We start from the raw sequence: 15,287 nt of genomic DNA, 5'->3' as shown, positions 1-15,287 counted from the left end.
AGCTCTCGTCTTCGGACAGCAGCAGAGAAAATCGGTACGACGTGTTTTCCGCAGAATGGAGACGTCGCGAGTCAGCGAAAAGGGGAAGCCGTGGGACAGCGAATCAGCCGTGCCGTCCCTCGGCAATGTTCACGGGTGAGGAAGGCGTTCAAGCGCGGCCGGTCGCCGCTTGAACGCGGTTCACCGGCCGTCGCCGCGCATCACGGCTCGGGGGTCTCGCTCGGCGCGAAGACGACGAGCACGCGCAGATCCTCGGTGATGGAGTGGAAGCGGTGCGGGACCCGCGCCGGCACGAAGCAGACCGAGCCGGCTGCCACGGGATGGTCCTCCTCGCCGATCCGCAGCACGGCGCGACCGGCGACGACGTGATAAAGCTCGTCCTCCGCGTGTGGCCGCTGGGGATCGGCGGCCCCCGCGGACAGCGCGTACAGCCCGGCGCTCATCGCGGGCACCCGCAGGAACTCCAGGTACCGGCGTCCCTCGGCGGCCTGGCGGGCGTCGAGAGCCGACAGGTCGTGCACTTCCGCACCGCTGTCAGTCATCGCCCGCACCATCCTTCTCCTCGGGCCTGGCGGCGGACTCGCCGCACCGCCGCGCCGCCTTCGCTTCCAACTGGGCCAAGCGGTCCGCCGAGAGGCGCTTGGGTACGACCATCGCCCAGGCGCCGACCACGAGTTCGGTCAGTTCGTCCCCGTCCAGCGGTGCCAGCCGTACCCGCACCCAGTTGAACCGCTCGTCGGAGGGCACCGGCATGGAGAACTTCTCCGGCTCCGAGGCGATCAGCGCGGCCCGTTCCTCCCGCGGGAACGCGAACCCCATGGACCGCTCGTCCGGGGACAGCGCCACGTAGACCAGCCGGCCGACCCGGAACTTGACCCGGTCCCGTACCAGCGCCTCCTCCGTGCGAGGCAGGGAGAGCGCCAGTCTGCGGACGTCCTGGGCCGTCGCCATCGTCTGCGTCCTTTCGCCCCATTCCCGTTCAGCCACGCCCCTGACGCAGCTCCAGCGTGCAGCACTTGACGCTGCCGCCCGCCTTGAGCAGCTCGGCGACGTCCACCCCGACGGGGTTGAAGCCCCGGTCCTTCAGCGTCTCGACGAGACCCACCGCCGCCTGTGGCAGCACGACGTTGTAGCCGTCGGAGAACGCGTTCAGCCCGAACACGTCCGCGTCCGCCTTCGCCACCTCGATGGCCCCCGGGAACATCTCACGCAAGACCGCCAGGCTGCCGGGCGAGAAGGCGTCAGGGTAGTACATGATCTCGTCCGGCGACAGGACGGCCAGGGCGGTGTCCAGGTGGTAGAAGTTCGGGTTCACCAGGGTCAGGCTGGTCACCGGCAGACCGAAGAACTCCTGCGCCTCGGCGTGCGACCGGGGGTCGGAGCGGAAGCCCGTCCCGGCCAGGATGCGGCGGCCCGCCAGCAGGAAGTCGCCCTCGCCCTCGTTGACGGCCTCGGGCCACAGCACCTCGTCGAAGCCGTTGCGCAGGAACCACTCCAGGTAGGCGGGCCCCTCGGCGGTCCGTTCCATGTGGCGGAAGCGGGCGCCGAGCACCTTGCCGTCGACCACCGTCGCCCCGTTCGCCGCGAACACCATGTCGGGCAGGCCGGACAGCGGCTCGATCAGTTCCACCGCGTGGCCCAGCGCGAGGTACACGTCGCGCAGCCGCTCCCACTGGAGCAGGGCCAGGGCCCCGTCGGACGGCTTGCGGGGGTTCATCCACGGATTGATGGAGTACGTGACGTCGAAGAAGCGGGGCGGGCACATCAGGAGCCGGCGCGGGATCGCCGCCCGGATCGTCGTCGGCTTCGCGGAGCTGGCTGACAGATTGGTGTCAGTCGGCATGGGGCTGCTTCCTCCTCGTGGTGGGTCCGACCGGTTGTGCGGGGTCACCGGCTGAGGCGTTCGCGCGGGGCCGCGTCGAGCGGGAGCACCGCCGTGCGGTAGTCGGCGATCAGCTCCGTGACGGGCTTCTCGTAGTTCTCGGTCCACTCCTCGCTGGCGTAGAACCGCTCCTGCACGCTGACGCGCTCCTCCTCGGAGGCGAACGCCCGCAGCAGGACGTAGCCGTCCTCGTCGTTGAGCGCGGGGCCGTAGGAGAGCACGTCGATGCCCCAGCGGCGCATCATCGGGATCGTGCTCTCGCGGCTGATCCGGTCGAACTCCTCCCGCCGACCGGGTTGTACGGTGAACATCCGGACCTCGAGCAGACTCACGTTCCGTCTCTCCACTTCTGTTCTCGTCCCTCCGACTGTGTCCGGCCCGAAGCCCGGCTCAGCGGTTCAGGGCCTTGGCTATCAACGCGGCCATCTCGTCCGCTGTCCGGGCCGCGTGAAAGTCACGCAGCTGGAGCTTGACCCCGAATCCGCTCTCCAGTTGGGCCAGCGCTTCCAGCGAGGTGATGCTGTCCCAGTCATGGGCGGCCAGGACGGGCTGCTCCCTCAGGTCCTGCGGACTGCACCCCAGTACGTCCCCGATGACCGTCAACACGGTCTGCCCGATCTCCTCGACGATTTCGCTCATGTCAGCCCCCTGCGGGCAGCTCGTGGGTGGTTGCCTGGTCTGCCGGGCCGTCGTCGGCGGGGATCCACGACGGCGTGGGGTCGGGGTCCCGGCCCGGAGCGAAGGCGAACAGCCCGTCCCCGAGGGCCTCGAAACCGGCCTTCTCCCAGAAACCCGCCGCCACGCTGTTCTTCGGCGACGGCACGAACGCGCCGGTGAGCCTGGTGGCACCGGCCCGCTCGGCCTGCCTGGCCAGCCAGCCGGCGACGGCGAATTCGACGCCACGGCCCAGGACCCGGCAGCTGAGCACCAGGTTGAGCACATGCCACGTGTCTGCCGACCGTTCCACCCACGCCGCTCCGACGATCCCCTCGTCCCCGAACCGGTCGGCGACCGAGACAACCGCGACGAGGCGGGTGGGGTCGGCCAGCATGGCGCGCGTGGACACTTCGTCGAACCGGACCCCCGTCAGGTTGAACTGGTTCGTGCGGGCGGCGAGTTGGGCCGCTCGCGCGACGCCGAACGGGGTGGCGAGCTCGATCACGACCTTCAGGTCGAGCGCCGACAGGTACTCCTCGGTCGAGCCGAAGCCGCCCGAGAAGTCCTTGCGCAGCCCTCGCGCCCGGTACAGCTCCGGACGCCTGCGGTCGGTGCCTGTCAGCTCCATGACGTCGAACCAGCCGCCCCGCACGAGCGACGTCACCAGCTGCGCCGGCTCCCCGCTCGCGTCGACCAGTGCGACCTCGGGCAGCTGCGCCGCGACCTCGCCCCGCTCGAACGCCGAGTCGTCCATGAAGACCATCGACTGGGCGCTCAGCCCCAGCGTGTCGGCGGCCCGTCGCAGATTGCCCGCCTTGGAGTCCCAGTTGACCATGCTGGCCGAGAACACCTCCGGCCGCAGCAGCACCTCGGGGTGGTCGGACAGCGCCTGTTCCACCGGCTCGGGGTCGTTCTTGCTGGAGAGGACGAGGATGACGCCCTGGTCCCGCAGGGCGCGGACGGTCCGCTGGAGCCGCTGGTAGCTCTTGCCGGGATACAGACCGCCCAGGGCCACCCCCTCCGCGCCGACCTCGCCCAGGACTCCACCCCACAGGGTGTTGTCCAGGTCGATGGCGAGCACCTTGCGGGAGAGTCCCAGCCGGGCCTGGGCCACCCGGCGGACCCCGTCGGCGAGGAGGAGCAGCGCCCCGTCGGTGTAGGGCAGGTCGGCGTAGGCGTGCAGGCGCTCGTCACGGGCCCGCACCCCCGCATCGCCCAACAGGCCCACCAGGTCGACCACCTGGACCTGGTCGAACTCCTCCGCCAGTTCCAGCAGACCGGTGTTGAGCCGGTACCACAGCCGGGTCAGTGCGGTGCGGGCCCGCAGGCTGACCATGGTGTCCCGGACGTGCCCGGGCAGCGGCACGGTGTGCAGCACGAGCATGGCGTTGGTGGTCGACAGCGCCGCCGTCACCAGCTCCCGCAGCTGCCGCAGCCGGTCCTCCAGGTGGTCGGCCGCCGACTGCGGTTCGGCGAAGTCCAGTTCGGGCGGCAGGAACCAGGACTCATCCAGTACGCAGGCGATCAGATCGGACGCGGCGTCGAAACCGCCGGTGGCCAGGGTGAGCTCGAAGGCCCCGTACGGGGCGGCCGTGATCTTCGGAAGCGCTCCGGCTCCCACCAGTCGGGCCCGAAGCAGCGCCTCGTACGGCCCGACGGTGCAGCCGGCCACCACGGACACGCGCACCGGCCGCAACTCTCCGGCCGGGTCGGTCAGAGGGGCCAGGGCCCGTCCGGCCTTGCGCAGCAGGGCCGGGTCGTCGGTCCCGGCCAGTGCCAGGCGTATGTCGGCAGCGGGGGCGTGTCCGGTGGAGACGGCCGTGCGCAGAGCGTCGATCAGCTCGGTCATCAGATCCTCACCAGGGTGCAGTACCAGCGCATACCGATCGAGATGCCGATCATGGCCACCACGTCGCCCGGGACCAGTTCGCCGGTCTCGGTCATCATCGCGATCGTGGCGATGTGGTCGGCCGCCCCCATGTGGCCGTGCAAGGCGGCCATCGTGGCGTTGGTGCGGTCGACGGAAATGCCGAACTCCTCAGCGATCTCCTCGAAGGAGCCCTGGTTGTCGTTGAGGTGCACCACCCGTGCGATGTCTTCGCGTTTCATCCCGGCCCGGGCACATGCCCGGTCGACGACCTCGACGAGCCGGCGGTTGAGTGCCTGCACGAAGTCGCGCAGCCCCGCCGGGTTGTCCCGGAAGTGGTCCTGCACCCGTTCCAGGCCGTTGGCGTCGGTGCGGACCGTCCAGCCCTCGGGCGCGACGGGGGCCACCGAGCCGCCGTAGTCGGTGCGGAACCAGTCAGCCACCTCCGGGTCGGTGAACTGCTCGGTGGCGAGCCACCGTCCTGCGCCGTGGCCGCGGCGCAGGACGACGGCGGAGGCGCCGTCGCTGTGGATGGAGTTGTTCACCTTCATACGGTTGCGGTGGTATTCGCTCACCCGGTTCACCGCGACGAACAGGACGTTCGTCAGCTCCGGCTGGATGGCGAACAGGCCCGCCGCGTTACCGAAGCCGGTCACCCCGCTGACGCAGCCCTCGCTGAGCAGCAGGGTGGGCCTGAGACGGATCATCAGCTCCCGCGCCAGCGCGGCGCTCGCGTCCCAGTTGAGGTAGTCGGGCACATCGGAGACCGCGAGGATCACCTGGTCCACGTCGTCGGGGGTCAGGCCCGCCCGGTCGAGGGCGGTCCGGGCGGCCCGTGCCGCGAGTTGGGTGCCAGTCACACCCTCCGGGGCGCGGTGGAAGCGCTTGTAACCCCAGCGGTAGATCCGCTCCGGGTCGTCGACGAACTCCTCGACGGTCTCGGCGACGACATCACAGTCGTCTCCGAAGGCGTACCCGAAGGACACGATGCCGAAGTCGGTGGGTTGGCTGTTCACTGAATCCTGCCTTCACTCGTCAGGTCGACTGCGTCCCGCCGTGGGCCATCGCCGAGATGCGACCGCCGTCTGTGTTCTTCTTCAGGGGTTTGTTCGATCCGGCTCATGGCGAACTTGATGACGGGTGGGGCCATCACCGACGTCACCACCGCAACCAGTACGACGACGGTGTAGGTGGCCGTGGTGAGCACTCCCAGCCGGAGCCCGACCATGGCGAGCACCACCTCGATCACCCCGCGGGCGTTCATGCCGGCCCCCAGGGCGAGCGCCTCCCACCCGCCGAGCCTGCTGGTGCGGGCGCCGAGATAGGCACCGGCGAACTTGCCCAGGATCGCCACGGCCAGTGCCGAGGCGCCGAGTGCCGCCACCTCGGGGCGGACCAGAGTGGTCAGATCCATCCGCAGGCCCGCCGACGCGAGGAAGATCGGTGCGAGCACCCCGAGCACGACTGCCCGCAGCGGCGCGAGCAGCACCACACCGGTCCCGCCCGCCGCCGATATGGCCACGCCGCAGAGGAAGGCGCCGAAGAGCGGCTCCAGCCCGAGGGCCAGGGTGCCCGCCGCGGAGAGCAGGACCAGTACCACCGTGAGGGTGATGGCCGGCCCCGCGCCGTCCGCCTCCCCGACGCGCCGGTAGAGCGCGGGCACCGGCCAGCGGGCGAACAGTGCCGCCAGCAGCAGGACACCCACCAGCGCGGCAACCGACATGAGCACGGTCCCGGCGGTCACCCCGGTCGTCGCCATGGCCGTCACCACGGACACCAGCAGCCAGCCCACCGCGTCGTCGATCATGCCCGCCGCCAGCGTCAACTGCCCGATGTTCCGATGCAGCAGGTTCATGTCCATGAGCGTCTTGGCGATCACCGGGATTGCGCTGACACACATCGCCACGCCCAGGAAGAACGCGAAGTCCATGCGGTCACCGGACCGGGCCAGCAGCGAGCCGGGCAGCACCAGGCCGAGGGCCAGGCCGAGACCCAGCGGTACGACGAGCCCGAACAAACTGATCCGGGCGGCTGCCGCCCCCTGCCTGCGGATCATCCTGAGGTCGAGGTGGAGTCCGCTGATCCCGACCAGCAGCAGCACGCCGAACTGCCCCACCGCGTCGAGCAGATGCGTCTGCTCGGCCTGGTGCGGAAAGAGCCAGTCGGCCAGCGAGGGCGCCAGCGGGGTGAGTACAGACGGGCCGAGGAGCAGTCCGGCGCACAGCTCTCCCACCACGGCCGGCCAGCCCAGCCGCGTCGCCAGCCGGCCGAGCAGCAGCGCCAGCGCCAGCAGAACGCCGAGCTGCACGAGCAGGACCAGCAACGCGGTGTGATCCAGGGGTGGGACGGGGGTGACCGCCGCCACAACCTCAGTCCTCAACGTAGTACCAGTTCTCGGGAGCGATCATGCCGAAGGGGTTGATCGGGTCGAAGCCGTGCAGGTCTTCGGAGACCTCGAAGAGCCGGATCGGGAAGTTGGGCGTGAAGATCACGGGAACCTGCTCCGCGATGTAGTCCTGGTACTCGTACAGGACCTTGACGTCGTCAGTGGTCACCGTCTTGTCGATGAGCTCGTCGGCGCGCGGGTCCGACCAGTGGCCGAAGTTCCCGCCGGCGCCGGTGCTGAAGAGGATCTCCCCGGTGGGCTGGTGGAAGACCCAGCCGCCGTTCCAGCAGCACGCCTCCCACAGGCAGTCGGGGCCCGCCTCGCAGGGCGCGTCCTCGGCCACCAGCACCGATCCGTAGACCTCCTCCAGCCGGACGTCGATACCCGCCTTGGCGGCGTCCGCGCGGAGTTGCCGCATCAGCCGGGTCAGCGCGGGCCGTCCCTCGACGTAACGGAGCAGGAAGCTGAGGGCGGTGCCCGCCGGGATGCCTTCGCCCGCCTCGCCGGGACCGCTGCCGGGGCGGACACAGACGGCCGGGGTGACGCTGGTGTCCCAGCCGTTGTCCTCCAGAAGCCGCCGCGCGCGGTCCGGGTCGAAGGGCAGCGGCCAGGCGCCCGCACGCTGCCCGGGGGAGACCAGGTCCGTCTTGGGGAACATGGGGACGGGCCCGTTCTGCCGGTAGGCGTAGCCCTGGTAGATGTCGCGTACCGCCGAGTCCTGGTCCAGGCACATCTGGACGGCCTGCCGGACATAGGGCTGGGCGAAGAGCTTCCCCCGGACCGTGGGGTTGTTGTAGTTGAGCGAGATGTACCGGATGCAGTACGCGGTCTGCGGTACGAGCCGGTAGTGGTCCAGCGGGTTGGGACCGCCCTTGTCCGGGCTCTCGGCCGGCTCCGTGGCGAAACTGAGCGGAAGGTAGCCCACCTGGATGGCGCCCTCGCCGCGCGGGCCCCGCTGGAGCATCTCGTACTGCTCTTCGTCGGAGAAGGTCGGCACCTGGCGGAACTCGTCGAGGTAGGGCTTGTTCGGCCCCGAGTGGTGCTCGTTGGGGACGAAGGTGACGACCCCTTCCAGCGTGTAACTCTTCAGCCGCCACGGCCCGCTGACGACCGACCAGATGGGGCTGTCGGGCCAGCGAGTGCGCGCCCTGTTCTTCTCGTCGAGGATGTCGCCCTGCTCCGCCATCAGGTACGCGTAGACGGCCTCGACATCGGCCAGGTCGCCGGAGGCGTTGGCCGGGCCCTCGGCGGTGCGGTCCCACGCCTTGGGCAGCGGTGTGATGGTGCTGAGCTGGTTCATCAGCACCCAGCGCTGGGAGTACACCCGGTCGAAGGTGAAGTAGACCGTGTCCTGCGACAACTTGCCGTAGTCGGTGAGGTTGTCGGGGAAGTATCCGGGGACGTACTCGCCGTACCGATCACCCTTGACCTTCATCAGGTTGACCCAGAACAGCACGTTGTCCGCGCATATCGTCTCGCCGTTGGACCACTTCCAGGGCTTGACGCGGACGGTGACGGTCAGGCCGTCCTCGCTCCACTCCGGCGGCTCGGCGATGCTGCGGGCGTAGTCCACCTCGGGCTGTCCGCTGCTGCCGAAGTAGTACAGCGTGCTGTACATGAGCGCCTGGAACTCCAGGATGTTCCGGGTGCCCATGCGTTCGGCCGGAGTGAACGGGAAGATGACGGCCGGGGGGAACCCGGGCGCACACGCCCAGGTGACTGTGCCACCGCGCTTGGGCCGACGGCCATCCTGCCTGGTGGACTCGGTGGTCGTCCGCGTCATCACCCTTCCCCGCCTTCGGTCTGATTCGTGCCGTTTCGCCCGGGCCCGCCGGCGTTGTGCGGCGCGGCCGGGATCTCCTCCAGCGCCCCGGTGCCGCGGGCCGCGTGCCGGCCGAAGCGCTCCCAGGTCTCGGCGAGCCGGATCCGGCCGTCGTCAAGCACCTGCGGGACCGAGCGGCAGTGGCCGGAGACCACGGAGCCGTCGACGAGGACGACGCAGTACGCGAACTCGATCTCGCCGCTCTCGGCGCGGACGCCGGCCAGGGTTCCTCGCCGTGCGTCCCCTCCGGAGAACTCGCCCCAGAGCAGGTCACCGCTCTGGTGGTAGACAGCCACCCGGCCGGACTCGCCGTCATCCGCTCCGACCGGCCGGAACCTCCTGCCGTCGTAGTCGATCATTTCGGCTCCAGTTCGACGGTGATGCGCTCGGCGTAGTCGTTCATCGTCCGGCGGGCGTCCGTCAGCGAGCTGCCCGTCGTGCCGAGGAAGCCGAAGATGGTGTTGCCGTCGGGTGGACGCCGGATCAGGTCTCCCGGTCGGGCGGTGATCTTCAGCAGGAAGGTCCGTTCCGAGGCGCTGACGTCCTCCGGCACGTCGATCCGGCGGACCACGCCGGCGTCGCAGATCAGGCACATCGCGGTGATGTGCAGGCCGGTGGGCCGGTAGTGCCGGACCCTGGGTTCGATGCCGAGGCCGATGTCCGCGACCGCCCGGATCGGATCGTGGTCGGCGGTCAGCCGGGCGATCTCGTCGAGTCCGCCGCCGCCCACCCGGGCCGCGATCTCCAGCAGGTACGGCTTGCCCTGGTGGAAGCGGACCTCGGCGTGGGCGACGCTGCGCCGCAGCCCCTGCGCCCACATGCCCGCCCGCACGACGTCGTGCACGGCTTTCAGGTCGGCCTCGCTCAACGCTGTCGGAGCGTGGTGCATGTCGTCGTCGAAGGTCGCGCCCTCCTCTGTGATCCGGTCCACCACCGAGCCGAGGTAGACCTCGTCGTCCCAGGCCAGGGCCTCCATGAGATATTCGGCACCGTCCAGGAAGGACTCCACCAGCAGGCCCTGCGGGCCCAGGTCGAGCCCGGTGACCTCGGAGTGGGCCCAGAACAGCGAGCGGATCCCCTCGGAAGCCTGGCCGAAGCGCTCCGCCATCTCCTCCGGGCCGTCGATCCGGAACACATAGTGGCTGCCGGCGCCCATGGTCGGTTTCAGGATCACGGGGTAGCCGAACTCCTGTCCGGCCGCCTGCGCCTGCTCCAGCGTTTTCACGTAGCGGAAGGAAGGATGCGGTGCCCCGGCACGCTGGTGAGCCAGCCGCATCAGGTACTTGTTCCGGCTCGCCTTGGCGGCCTCCACCCCGATGCCGGGCAGCCCCAGTTCCTCGGCGACCGCGGCGGCGGTGATGACCGCGGACTCCGAGAAGGTGATGACACCGTCGAACTGCTCCGTCTTGTGCCAGTCACGGGCCACTTCGAGGATCCGGCCGATGTCGCGGCTGCCGGCCAGCCGGTACCGGTCTTCGGGCCAGAAATCGGTAGTGCCCTCGCCGTTGAGGACGTAGAGGTCGACGCCATGGGCCTCGACCTGCTGGTAACGCGAGATGTAGTAGGAGAGGTACTGGACCGTCTCGATGGTCAGCAGCTTCACGAAGTTCTCCATCCTCGTGGTCGAACACGTGAATGTCGCCGGACGCGGCCCCCGGCCGCGCCGGGACGTCAGACGGCGGGCAGGACCGCCTCGGTGAGCCTTGGCAGGCGGAAGGGGGTGATCTTCTCGAACCTCGCCCCCGACAGGCTGAGGTCGACCCCGTCCGCGGCGGCCCGGGCGGCGGCGTCCACCATGATCGGCGCGGCCCAGGCCAGAAGGGTGCGCACACCGAGCATGAAGTCGCCGGGCCGGGCCACAGCGGTGGTGTCGTCCCGCAGTTGCTCGGTGCGGGCCAGCAGTAGCGCGGCGGCCCGGGCCAGACTGAAGGTCTCCAACTCGAAGCACTCGCGCATCCCGTCGGCGAACGCCTCGCTGTCGCGGCGGCCCGCCTCCGTGACCGGCACCGGCTCCTGCGGGTCCCGTCCGGCCAGGACGGTGTCGAGCACCCCGGCCAGTGCGTTCCAGGGGCCGGTGAGCCGGCCCGCAGCCAGCTCGGCCGGGTCGAAGTTGGTCCGTTCCCGCTCCGGGCAGGTCAGCGCCAGATGGAAGCGGGCGACGTCCCGGGAGCAGCCGGCGACCAGGTCACCGGCCCTGATCAGATGGTTGCGGCTGGTGGAGAACTTGGCGTGCTCCAGCTCGTAGAACTCGTTGCAGACACTGGCACTCGGGCGCACGTAACGGTCTTCGTGCGCCAACAGTAATGCCAGGTCCATGACAGCCCAGTGATACACGTTGTCGAAGCCGTGGAAGTACACCAGCTCCGTGCCGTGCCCGGACCGCCAGAACACGTCGTACGGCACGTCCGCCGGGGAACCGTTGGCCCACCATGTCGCGTACATCGAGGCCGGCATGGCCTCGGCCCACGGATACACGATCTGCCCGGCGAGGTCCTCGAACGGCGCGGGCACCCCCCAGGTGCCGGGGAACGTCACCGGGATCTCCGGCAACGGACGGGCCAGCAGCTCACGCACGAGCCGCAGGGGGTGTGGCCGCCAGCGTGCGGCCGTGGCCTCGAACCGCTCCTCCAACTCGGCGCGGTACTCCTCCAGGGGCAGCACGAGAATGCGCTGCTCGCGCAAGGACACCGGCTCCTGCGGCCGCAACGCGTAACGCGGTTCGAGTAGCTGGTCGAAGTTGTTCGGATGGCCACAGTCCTCGCATACGCCGCCCGCGCTGGCGGCCTCGCAGCTGGGACAGCGGCCACTGAGCAGGCCGTCGTACAGATACAGCCCGCTCTCCTCGGCGTAGGGCAGCCGGACCGTGCGCAGGCGCAGTCGACCCGATGCGCGCAGCGCCGTCACGAAGTCGGTGACCGCGGCCCGATAGTGGTCGTCGACCGGCGGCAGCGCCCGGTCATCGGGTGAAGTCAACTCGATGCCGAGTGCGGCGAGAGACCGCTCGATCGCGCCGGTCGACTCCGCGCACAGCCGCTCGGGGCTGACGCCCTGTCGGGCCGCTGTGGTGACGACGTAGCTCTGGCTGTCGTCCGTCACGGTGGTGAGGGTCACCTGCTCGCCCTCGGCCCGCAGCCGCCGTGCGTAGATGTCGGCGGCGAGGTACGGCCCGGCGATGTGGCCGACGTGCAGGTCGCCGTTGGGTGTCGGGGTTGCCGGGATGATGATGCGCGGTCCGCGCGAGTGTGCGGTCATGTCCCCTCGCTCCCCGCCTCGACGGCCGCGTGGGCGGTGGCGTGCCGGTCGGCGAAGCCCGCCACGAGGTCGGCGTCCCACCAGATGGCGTACATCTCGAAATCCTCCTCCGAGGTGTTCACCAGCTGATGAACCGTCTGTGGGGTGAAGTGGATGACGTCACCCGCCGTGAACGGCACGCGCCGTCCCTCCGTGAGGATCTCGGCGGTTCCACGCAGCGCGATCCAGATCTCGTACTCGTGGTGCCCGTGCGCCCCCGAGGACACCCCGGGCGCGGCGACGCACCAGGACCCTTCGAAAGGCGCGTTGAGAAGCGGCCACGGCATCAGACGCTGCGCGCGCAGTTGGTTGTCGAGCTGGAGCTCGTGCCGCCGCAGCGGGCGGATATCCATGGGCACGATGGTCCTCCGTTCGAAAGTTCGGAGCGGTGACGGCCGGCGGTCGGCCGATCCCGGCGGTCAGCCGATCTCGGCGAGTGCGGGCACCGTGCGTCGTCCGGTCAGCAGGCCCTTGACAATGTCTCCGGACCGGCTGGCCAGCACGCTGAGCAGCGAGTCCGCGATTCCGTGGGTGGCCTCGTTGACGCCCTGCAGGTAGCAGGAGGCGCCGTCGGTGGCGGGAAGCTGCAGGCGGTAACCGCGGTCCACGGTGATCTCGGCGATGCCCAACTCGGCCGCGAGGTCCCGCACCAGAGCGGGCATCGTGCCGCGGAAGCCCGTGCCGAGCAGCACCAGGTCGCAGCGCAGCTCATCGGCCCGTCCGGTCCTGCGATCGACCAGCGACAGCACAACCTCGTCATCCTCGACGCGGGTACCGACGACGTCGGTCATGGTGATCACGCGGAGCCGTTCCTCGCCGCTGAGCCGCTCGAGGTAGCGCTGGCGGTACAGCGTTTCGAGCATCCCCGGCGCCAGGCCGCCGTAGTTGCTCAGGTGCATCTCCCGCAGCAGCTGATCCCGCGCCTCGGGGGCCGCAGCGTGGAACTCGTCGATGAAGGACGGGTAGAAGATCTCGTTGGTGAACTTGCTCGACTCGTAGTTCTTCAGCCCGATCGAGCGCATCACCATCGTCGTCTCGGCGGAGGGGAACTCCTGATGAGCCGCCCACAGCAGCTCGGCGGCGCTCTGCGCTCCGCCGATCACCGCGATGCGGCGGACGGCTGAGGCGTCCACGTCGGCGATGTGCTCGACGTACTGGCTGCTGTGGATGACACGGTCGGCCGGCAGACCGGCGAACTGCTCCGGGACGAGGGGGTCGCGGCCTGTGCCGACCACCAGGTGCCGGGAGAGTGTCTCGGTGTCGTCGGCGAACCGGGTCAGCCATCCATCGACCTGCCCGTCCGCGTTCCAGATGGGGGCGACGGACAGCGCACGCTTGCCATAGCCGATCCGCACCCGGCTCATCGAGTCCGCCACCCACTGGAGATAGTTGGATATCTCCTGGCGGTACGGGGTGAAGGTGCCGAGGTTCACGAACTCGTCCAGTCGTCCCACCGAGTGCAGGAAATTGATGAACGAGAATTTACTGCGCGGGTTTCGCAGCGTCACCAGGTCCTTGACGAAGGAGACCTGACTCTGCGTCCACGGAAGCAGCATTCCGCGCTGCCAGACGACGTTTTCATGGGCCTCAGCGATGAACGTGTCGGCGGCGAGTTCCTCGGCGGCCAGCTCCTCCATTGCCACAGCGAGGGCCAGATTTGCCGGGCCCGCCCCCAAGGCAAGCACCTCTACTTCGTTTCGCACCAATGCAATCCCCAATCGCGGTAGCACCGCAGTGAATCGGTGAAGCGAGTACGGAATTCACGCTACCCGGCGCTCGATTTCGGCAACAGAAGGTTCCGCCTGCCAAATGTGCTGCTTTCCGTGAACGGCAGGATTTCCCGTCGCACGCGGCCGCACCGTCACCAGGTCTCAGGCGCCCCGTCGGGCAGCGCTCTGCCCGACGAGTTCTGCCGCGGCCCGGCGGGCCGCGAAGAGCGCGGTCTTCGCGGCGCCGCCGCTCCCCCCGGTGAAGGTGAAGACGGGGCATCCGGGCATGGCACCGCGCAGCCTGAGGCCGCCTCGGCCGGCGGGGTAGCAGTCCAGGGACGCCACCGTCCGAGCCCCCGCACCGGGCCAGGCGCCAAGGCCCAGCCGCTCCGCGGCACGGATGGTCACCCGGCGTGCCAGCGCCGGGTCGGCCGCCACGTCCGCGGGGTCGATCTGCCAGCGGTCGGACGGCAGTCCAAGCAGGAAGAGTCCGGCGGACACCGGGCGCCCGTACAGCCCCGACGTGTCGTCGACGAACGCACCGAGCCCGGGCGGCGCGGCACGTCCCAGCGTGTACTGGATCTGCTTGGTGCGAAGCCGCTGCCCGGGCAGACCCCACTGGTCCAGCAGTCGGGGCGTCCACGGACCCACGGCCAGCACCAGTGCGTCGCAGCGGCGCACCTCACCGCCCGCGAGCACCACGGCCGGGTCGGGACGGGCGCCGGTCACCGGCACGTGGCACAGCTCGGATCCCGCCTCGACCGCGTCGGTGAGCAGAGAACTCCGCAGGCGCGCGGGCGAGATGTATCCGGCGTGCCGCTCCACTACCGCCAGGGCACCGGCCGGGAGTCCCCGGAAGGGCAGACCGGCGGCCGGGCGGATGCGGGCCGAACCGGGCAGGAGGCCGTCCACCACACGCACCGCGGCTTCGGTCCTGTCCGTGTCGTCGTCCGGAGCCAGGACGTAGGTGGAGGTCAGCTCCTGGTACCCGGCCCAGGAGCGCAGAACCGGATCACGCCGGAACTCGGCCAGGCTCTCGGTGGCCGCCGCGGCCGCCGCCGGATCCGGCTCGAACCCGCGGACCAGTCCACCGGAGGCGCCCGTGGCGTCCGCCCACCGGCTGGACCCACCCGTGAACACCGTCACCCGCACGCCGCGGCGGGACAGCCGCCACGCGAGGGCCGCGCCGGCGAGACCGCCGCCGACGATGGCCACGTTCATGAGGGAACGTCCGGTCGCCGGTACTCAACGAGTTCGATCAGGAGCCCGGCGGGCCGCCGGGCGTACAGGAAGGCCACGCGCATGCCCGACCGGGCCCCTGCCCTGGGTTCCTGGTCGACCAGCACGAACCCTTCGCGGCCCAGTCTGTCGAGTTCGCCTTCGAGATGGTCCACCTCGAAGGCCACGTGGTAGAGGCCCTGCTCCTTCCGGGCGAGCCGCCCGTTGACGGCTGTGTCATCGTCGCGTGGGGAGACCAGCTCGACGGTGGGCCCGCCCTTCGCAGGCGTCCAGAACTCACACTCCACGCCGTAGTCCGCGGCCGTGCCCTGGTCCTCCAGGGAGAGGCCCAACAGGGCGAGCAGCGATCCGGCTCCCGCCGGATCCGCGGTCGCCAGACCGACGTGGTCAAGACCGATGATCATCGTGTCTTCCTCGATCCCTCAGGCTTGATC

At 69.9% G+C, this 15,287-nt stretch carries 16 protein-coding genes; all 16 read right to left on the bottom strand.

Translation table 11 applies throughout. The features are described 5' to 3' along the window. Positions 1-200: 200 nt before the first annotated feature. Positions 201-542 carry a cupin domain-containing protein gene (locus AQJ91_RS23200; protein WP_067025052.1) on the bottom strand — a complete coding sequence of 114 codons (342 nt, stop codon included), beginning with the start codon at positions 540-542 and terminating at the stop codon, positions 201-203. Further along, positions 535-951 carry an MmcQ/YjbR family DNA-binding protein gene (locus tag AQJ91_RS23195; protein WP_067025049.1) on the bottom strand — a complete coding sequence of 139 codons (417 nt, stop codon included), beginning with the start codon at positions 949-951 and terminating at the stop codon, positions 535-537. The genes AQJ91_RS23200 and AQJ91_RS23195 overlap by 8 nt, the downstream gene beginning before the upstream one ends. Positions 952-979: 28 nt before the next feature. After that, positions 980-1,843: a dimethylargininase gene (ddaH, locus tag AQJ91_RS23190; RefSeq protein ID WP_067025045.1), complete on the bottom strand. Its 864-nt coding sequence runs from the start codon at positions 1,841-1,843 to the stop codon at positions 980-982. A 44-nt stretch (positions 1,844-1,887) separates the two neighbouring features. Then, positions 1,888-2,214: an NIPSNAP family protein gene (locus AQJ91_RS23185; RefSeq protein WP_199848005.1), complete on the bottom strand. Its 327-nt coding sequence runs from the start codon at positions 2,212-2,214 to the stop codon at positions 1,888-1,890. A 58-nt stretch (positions 2,215-2,272) separates the two neighbouring features. Continuing rightward, positions 2,273-2,521, bottom strand: coding sequence for an acyl carrier protein (locus AQJ91_RS23180; RefSeq protein ID WP_067025042.1), 249 nt, complete (start codon positions 2,519-2,521; stop codon positions 2,273-2,275). Between the two features lies 1 nt (position 2,522). Further along, positions 2,523-4,388: an HAD-IIIC family phosphatase gene (locus AQJ91_RS23175; protein ID WP_067025040.1), complete on the bottom strand. Its 1,866-nt coding sequence runs from the start codon at positions 4,386-4,388 to the stop codon at positions 2,523-2,525. Continuing rightward, positions 4,388-5,422, bottom strand: coding sequence for a 3-oxoacyl-[acyl-carrier-protein] synthase III C-terminal domain-containing protein (locus tag AQJ91_RS23170; protein WP_067025038.1), 1,035 nt, complete (start codon positions 5,420-5,422; stop codon positions 4,388-4,390). Before AQJ91_RS23170 ends, AQJ91_RS23175 begins: the two co-directional genes overlap by 1 nt. Next, the gene (locus AQJ91_RS23165) at positions 5,419-6,771 is read right to left on the bottom strand and encodes a cation:proton antiporter (protein WP_067025035.1); all 1,353 of its coding nucleotides are present in this window, start codon (positions 6,769-6,771) and stop codon (positions 5,419-5,421) included. Before AQJ91_RS23165 ends, AQJ91_RS23170 begins: the two co-directional genes overlap by 4 nt. A 4-nt stretch (positions 6,772-6,775) precedes the next feature. Next, positions 6,776-8,575: an ABC transporter substrate-binding protein gene (locus tag AQJ91_RS23160; protein ID WP_067025032.1), complete on the bottom strand. Its 1,800-nt coding sequence runs from the start codon at positions 8,573-8,575 to the stop codon at positions 6,776-6,778. Beyond that, entirely contained in the window at positions 8,575-8,973 is a 399-nt protein-coding gene (locus tag AQJ91_RS23155) for an avidin-fold protein (RefSeq protein ID WP_067025029.1), read from the bottom strand. The genes AQJ91_RS23160 and AQJ91_RS23155 overlap by 1 nt, the downstream gene beginning before the upstream one ends. Beyond that, a complete protein-coding gene (locus AQJ91_RS23150; RefSeq protein ID WP_067025353.1) occupies positions 8,970-10,217 on the bottom strand; it encodes an ATP-grasp domain-containing protein in 1,248 nt (415 codons plus the stop codon). The genes AQJ91_RS23155 and AQJ91_RS23150 overlap by 4 nt, the downstream gene beginning before the upstream one ends. 68 nt (positions 10,218-10,285) lie before the next feature. Further along, complete coding sequence (locus AQJ91_RS23145) at positions 10,286-11,866, bottom strand: class I tRNA ligase family protein (protein WP_067025026.1); 1,581 nt, start codon at positions 11,864-11,866, stop codon at positions 10,286-10,288. Further along, a complete protein-coding gene (locus AQJ91_RS23140; RefSeq protein WP_067025023.1) occupies positions 11,863-12,258 on the bottom strand; it encodes a cupin domain-containing protein in 396 nt (131 codons plus the stop codon). Before AQJ91_RS23140 ends, AQJ91_RS23145 begins: the two co-directional genes overlap by 4 nt. A 66-nt stretch (positions 12,259-12,324) precedes the next feature. After that, entirely contained in the window at positions 12,325-13,590 is a 1,266-nt protein-coding gene (locus AQJ91_RS23135) for a SidA/IucD/PvdA family monooxygenase (RefSeq protein WP_324618021.1), read from the bottom strand. Between the two features lie 186 nt (positions 13,591-13,776). Further along, complete coding sequence (locus AQJ91_RS23130; protein ID WP_067025015.1) at positions 13,777-14,835, bottom strand: FAD-dependent oxidoreductase; 1,059 nt, start codon at positions 14,833-14,835, stop codon at positions 13,777-13,779. Then, positions 14,832-15,257, bottom strand: a complete 426-nt coding sequence (locus AQJ91_RS23125) for a VOC family protein (RefSeq protein WP_067025012.1) — start codon at positions 15,255-15,257, stop codon at positions 14,832-14,834. The genes AQJ91_RS23130 and AQJ91_RS23125 overlap by 4 nt, the downstream gene beginning before the upstream one ends. Positions 15,258-15,287 lie beyond the last annotated feature (30 nt).

The organism is Streptomyces dysideae (genome assembly GCF_001514305.1).
Lineage (GTDB): Bacteria > Actinomycetota > Actinomycetes > Streptomycetales > Streptomycetaceae > Streptomyces > Streptomyces dysideae.
The sequence above is the reverse complement of the archived record's forward strand: the minus strand, read 5'-3'. Positions and strand labels throughout refer to the sequence as shown.

Excerpts from the sequence above, each read along its gene's own strand:
- AQJ91_RS23200 (WP_067025052.1), bottom strand. The coding sequence starts at position 542 with ATGACTGACAGCGGTGCGGAAGTGCACGACCTGTCGGCTCTCGACGCC.
- AQJ91_RS23195 (WP_067025049.1), bottom strand. The coding sequence starts at position 951 with ATGGCGACGGCCCAGGACGTCCGCAGACTGGCGCTCTCCCTGCCTCGC.
- ddaH (WP_067025045.1), bottom strand. The coding sequence starts at position 1,843 with ATGCCGACTGACACCAATCTGTCAGCCAGCTCCGCGAAGCCGACGACG.
- AQJ91_RS23180 (WP_067025042.1), bottom strand. The coding sequence starts at position 2,521 with ATGAGCGAAATCGTCGAGGAGATCGGGCAGACCGTGTTGACGGTCATC.
- AQJ91_RS23175 (WP_067025040.1), bottom strand. The coding sequence starts at position 4,388 with ATGACCGAGCTGATCGACGCTCTGCGCACGGCCGTCTCCACCGGACAC.
- AQJ91_RS23160 (WP_067025032.1), bottom strand. The coding sequence starts at position 8,575 with ATGACGCGGACGACCACCGAGTCCACCAGGCAGGATGGCCGTCGGCCC.
- AQJ91_RS23155 (WP_067025029.1), bottom strand. The coding sequence starts at position 8,973 with ATGATCGACTACGACGGCAGGAGGTTCCGGCCGGTCGGAGCGGATGAC.
- AQJ91_RS23145 (WP_067025026.1), bottom strand. The coding sequence starts at position 11,866 with ATGACCGCACACTCGCGCGGACCGCGCATCATCATCCCGGCAACCCCG.
- AQJ91_RS23140 (WP_067025023.1), bottom strand. The coding sequence starts at position 12,258 with ATGGATATCCGCCCGCTGCGGCGGCACGAGCTCCAGCTCGACAACCAA.
- AQJ91_RS23130 (WP_067025015.1), bottom strand. The coding sequence starts at position 14,835 with ATGAACGTGGCCATCGTCGGCGGCGGTCTCGCCGGCGCGGCCCTCGCG.
- AQJ91_RS23125 (WP_067025012.1), bottom strand. The coding sequence starts at position 15,257 with ATGATCATCGGTCTTGACCACGTCGGTCTGGCGACCGCGGATCCGGCG.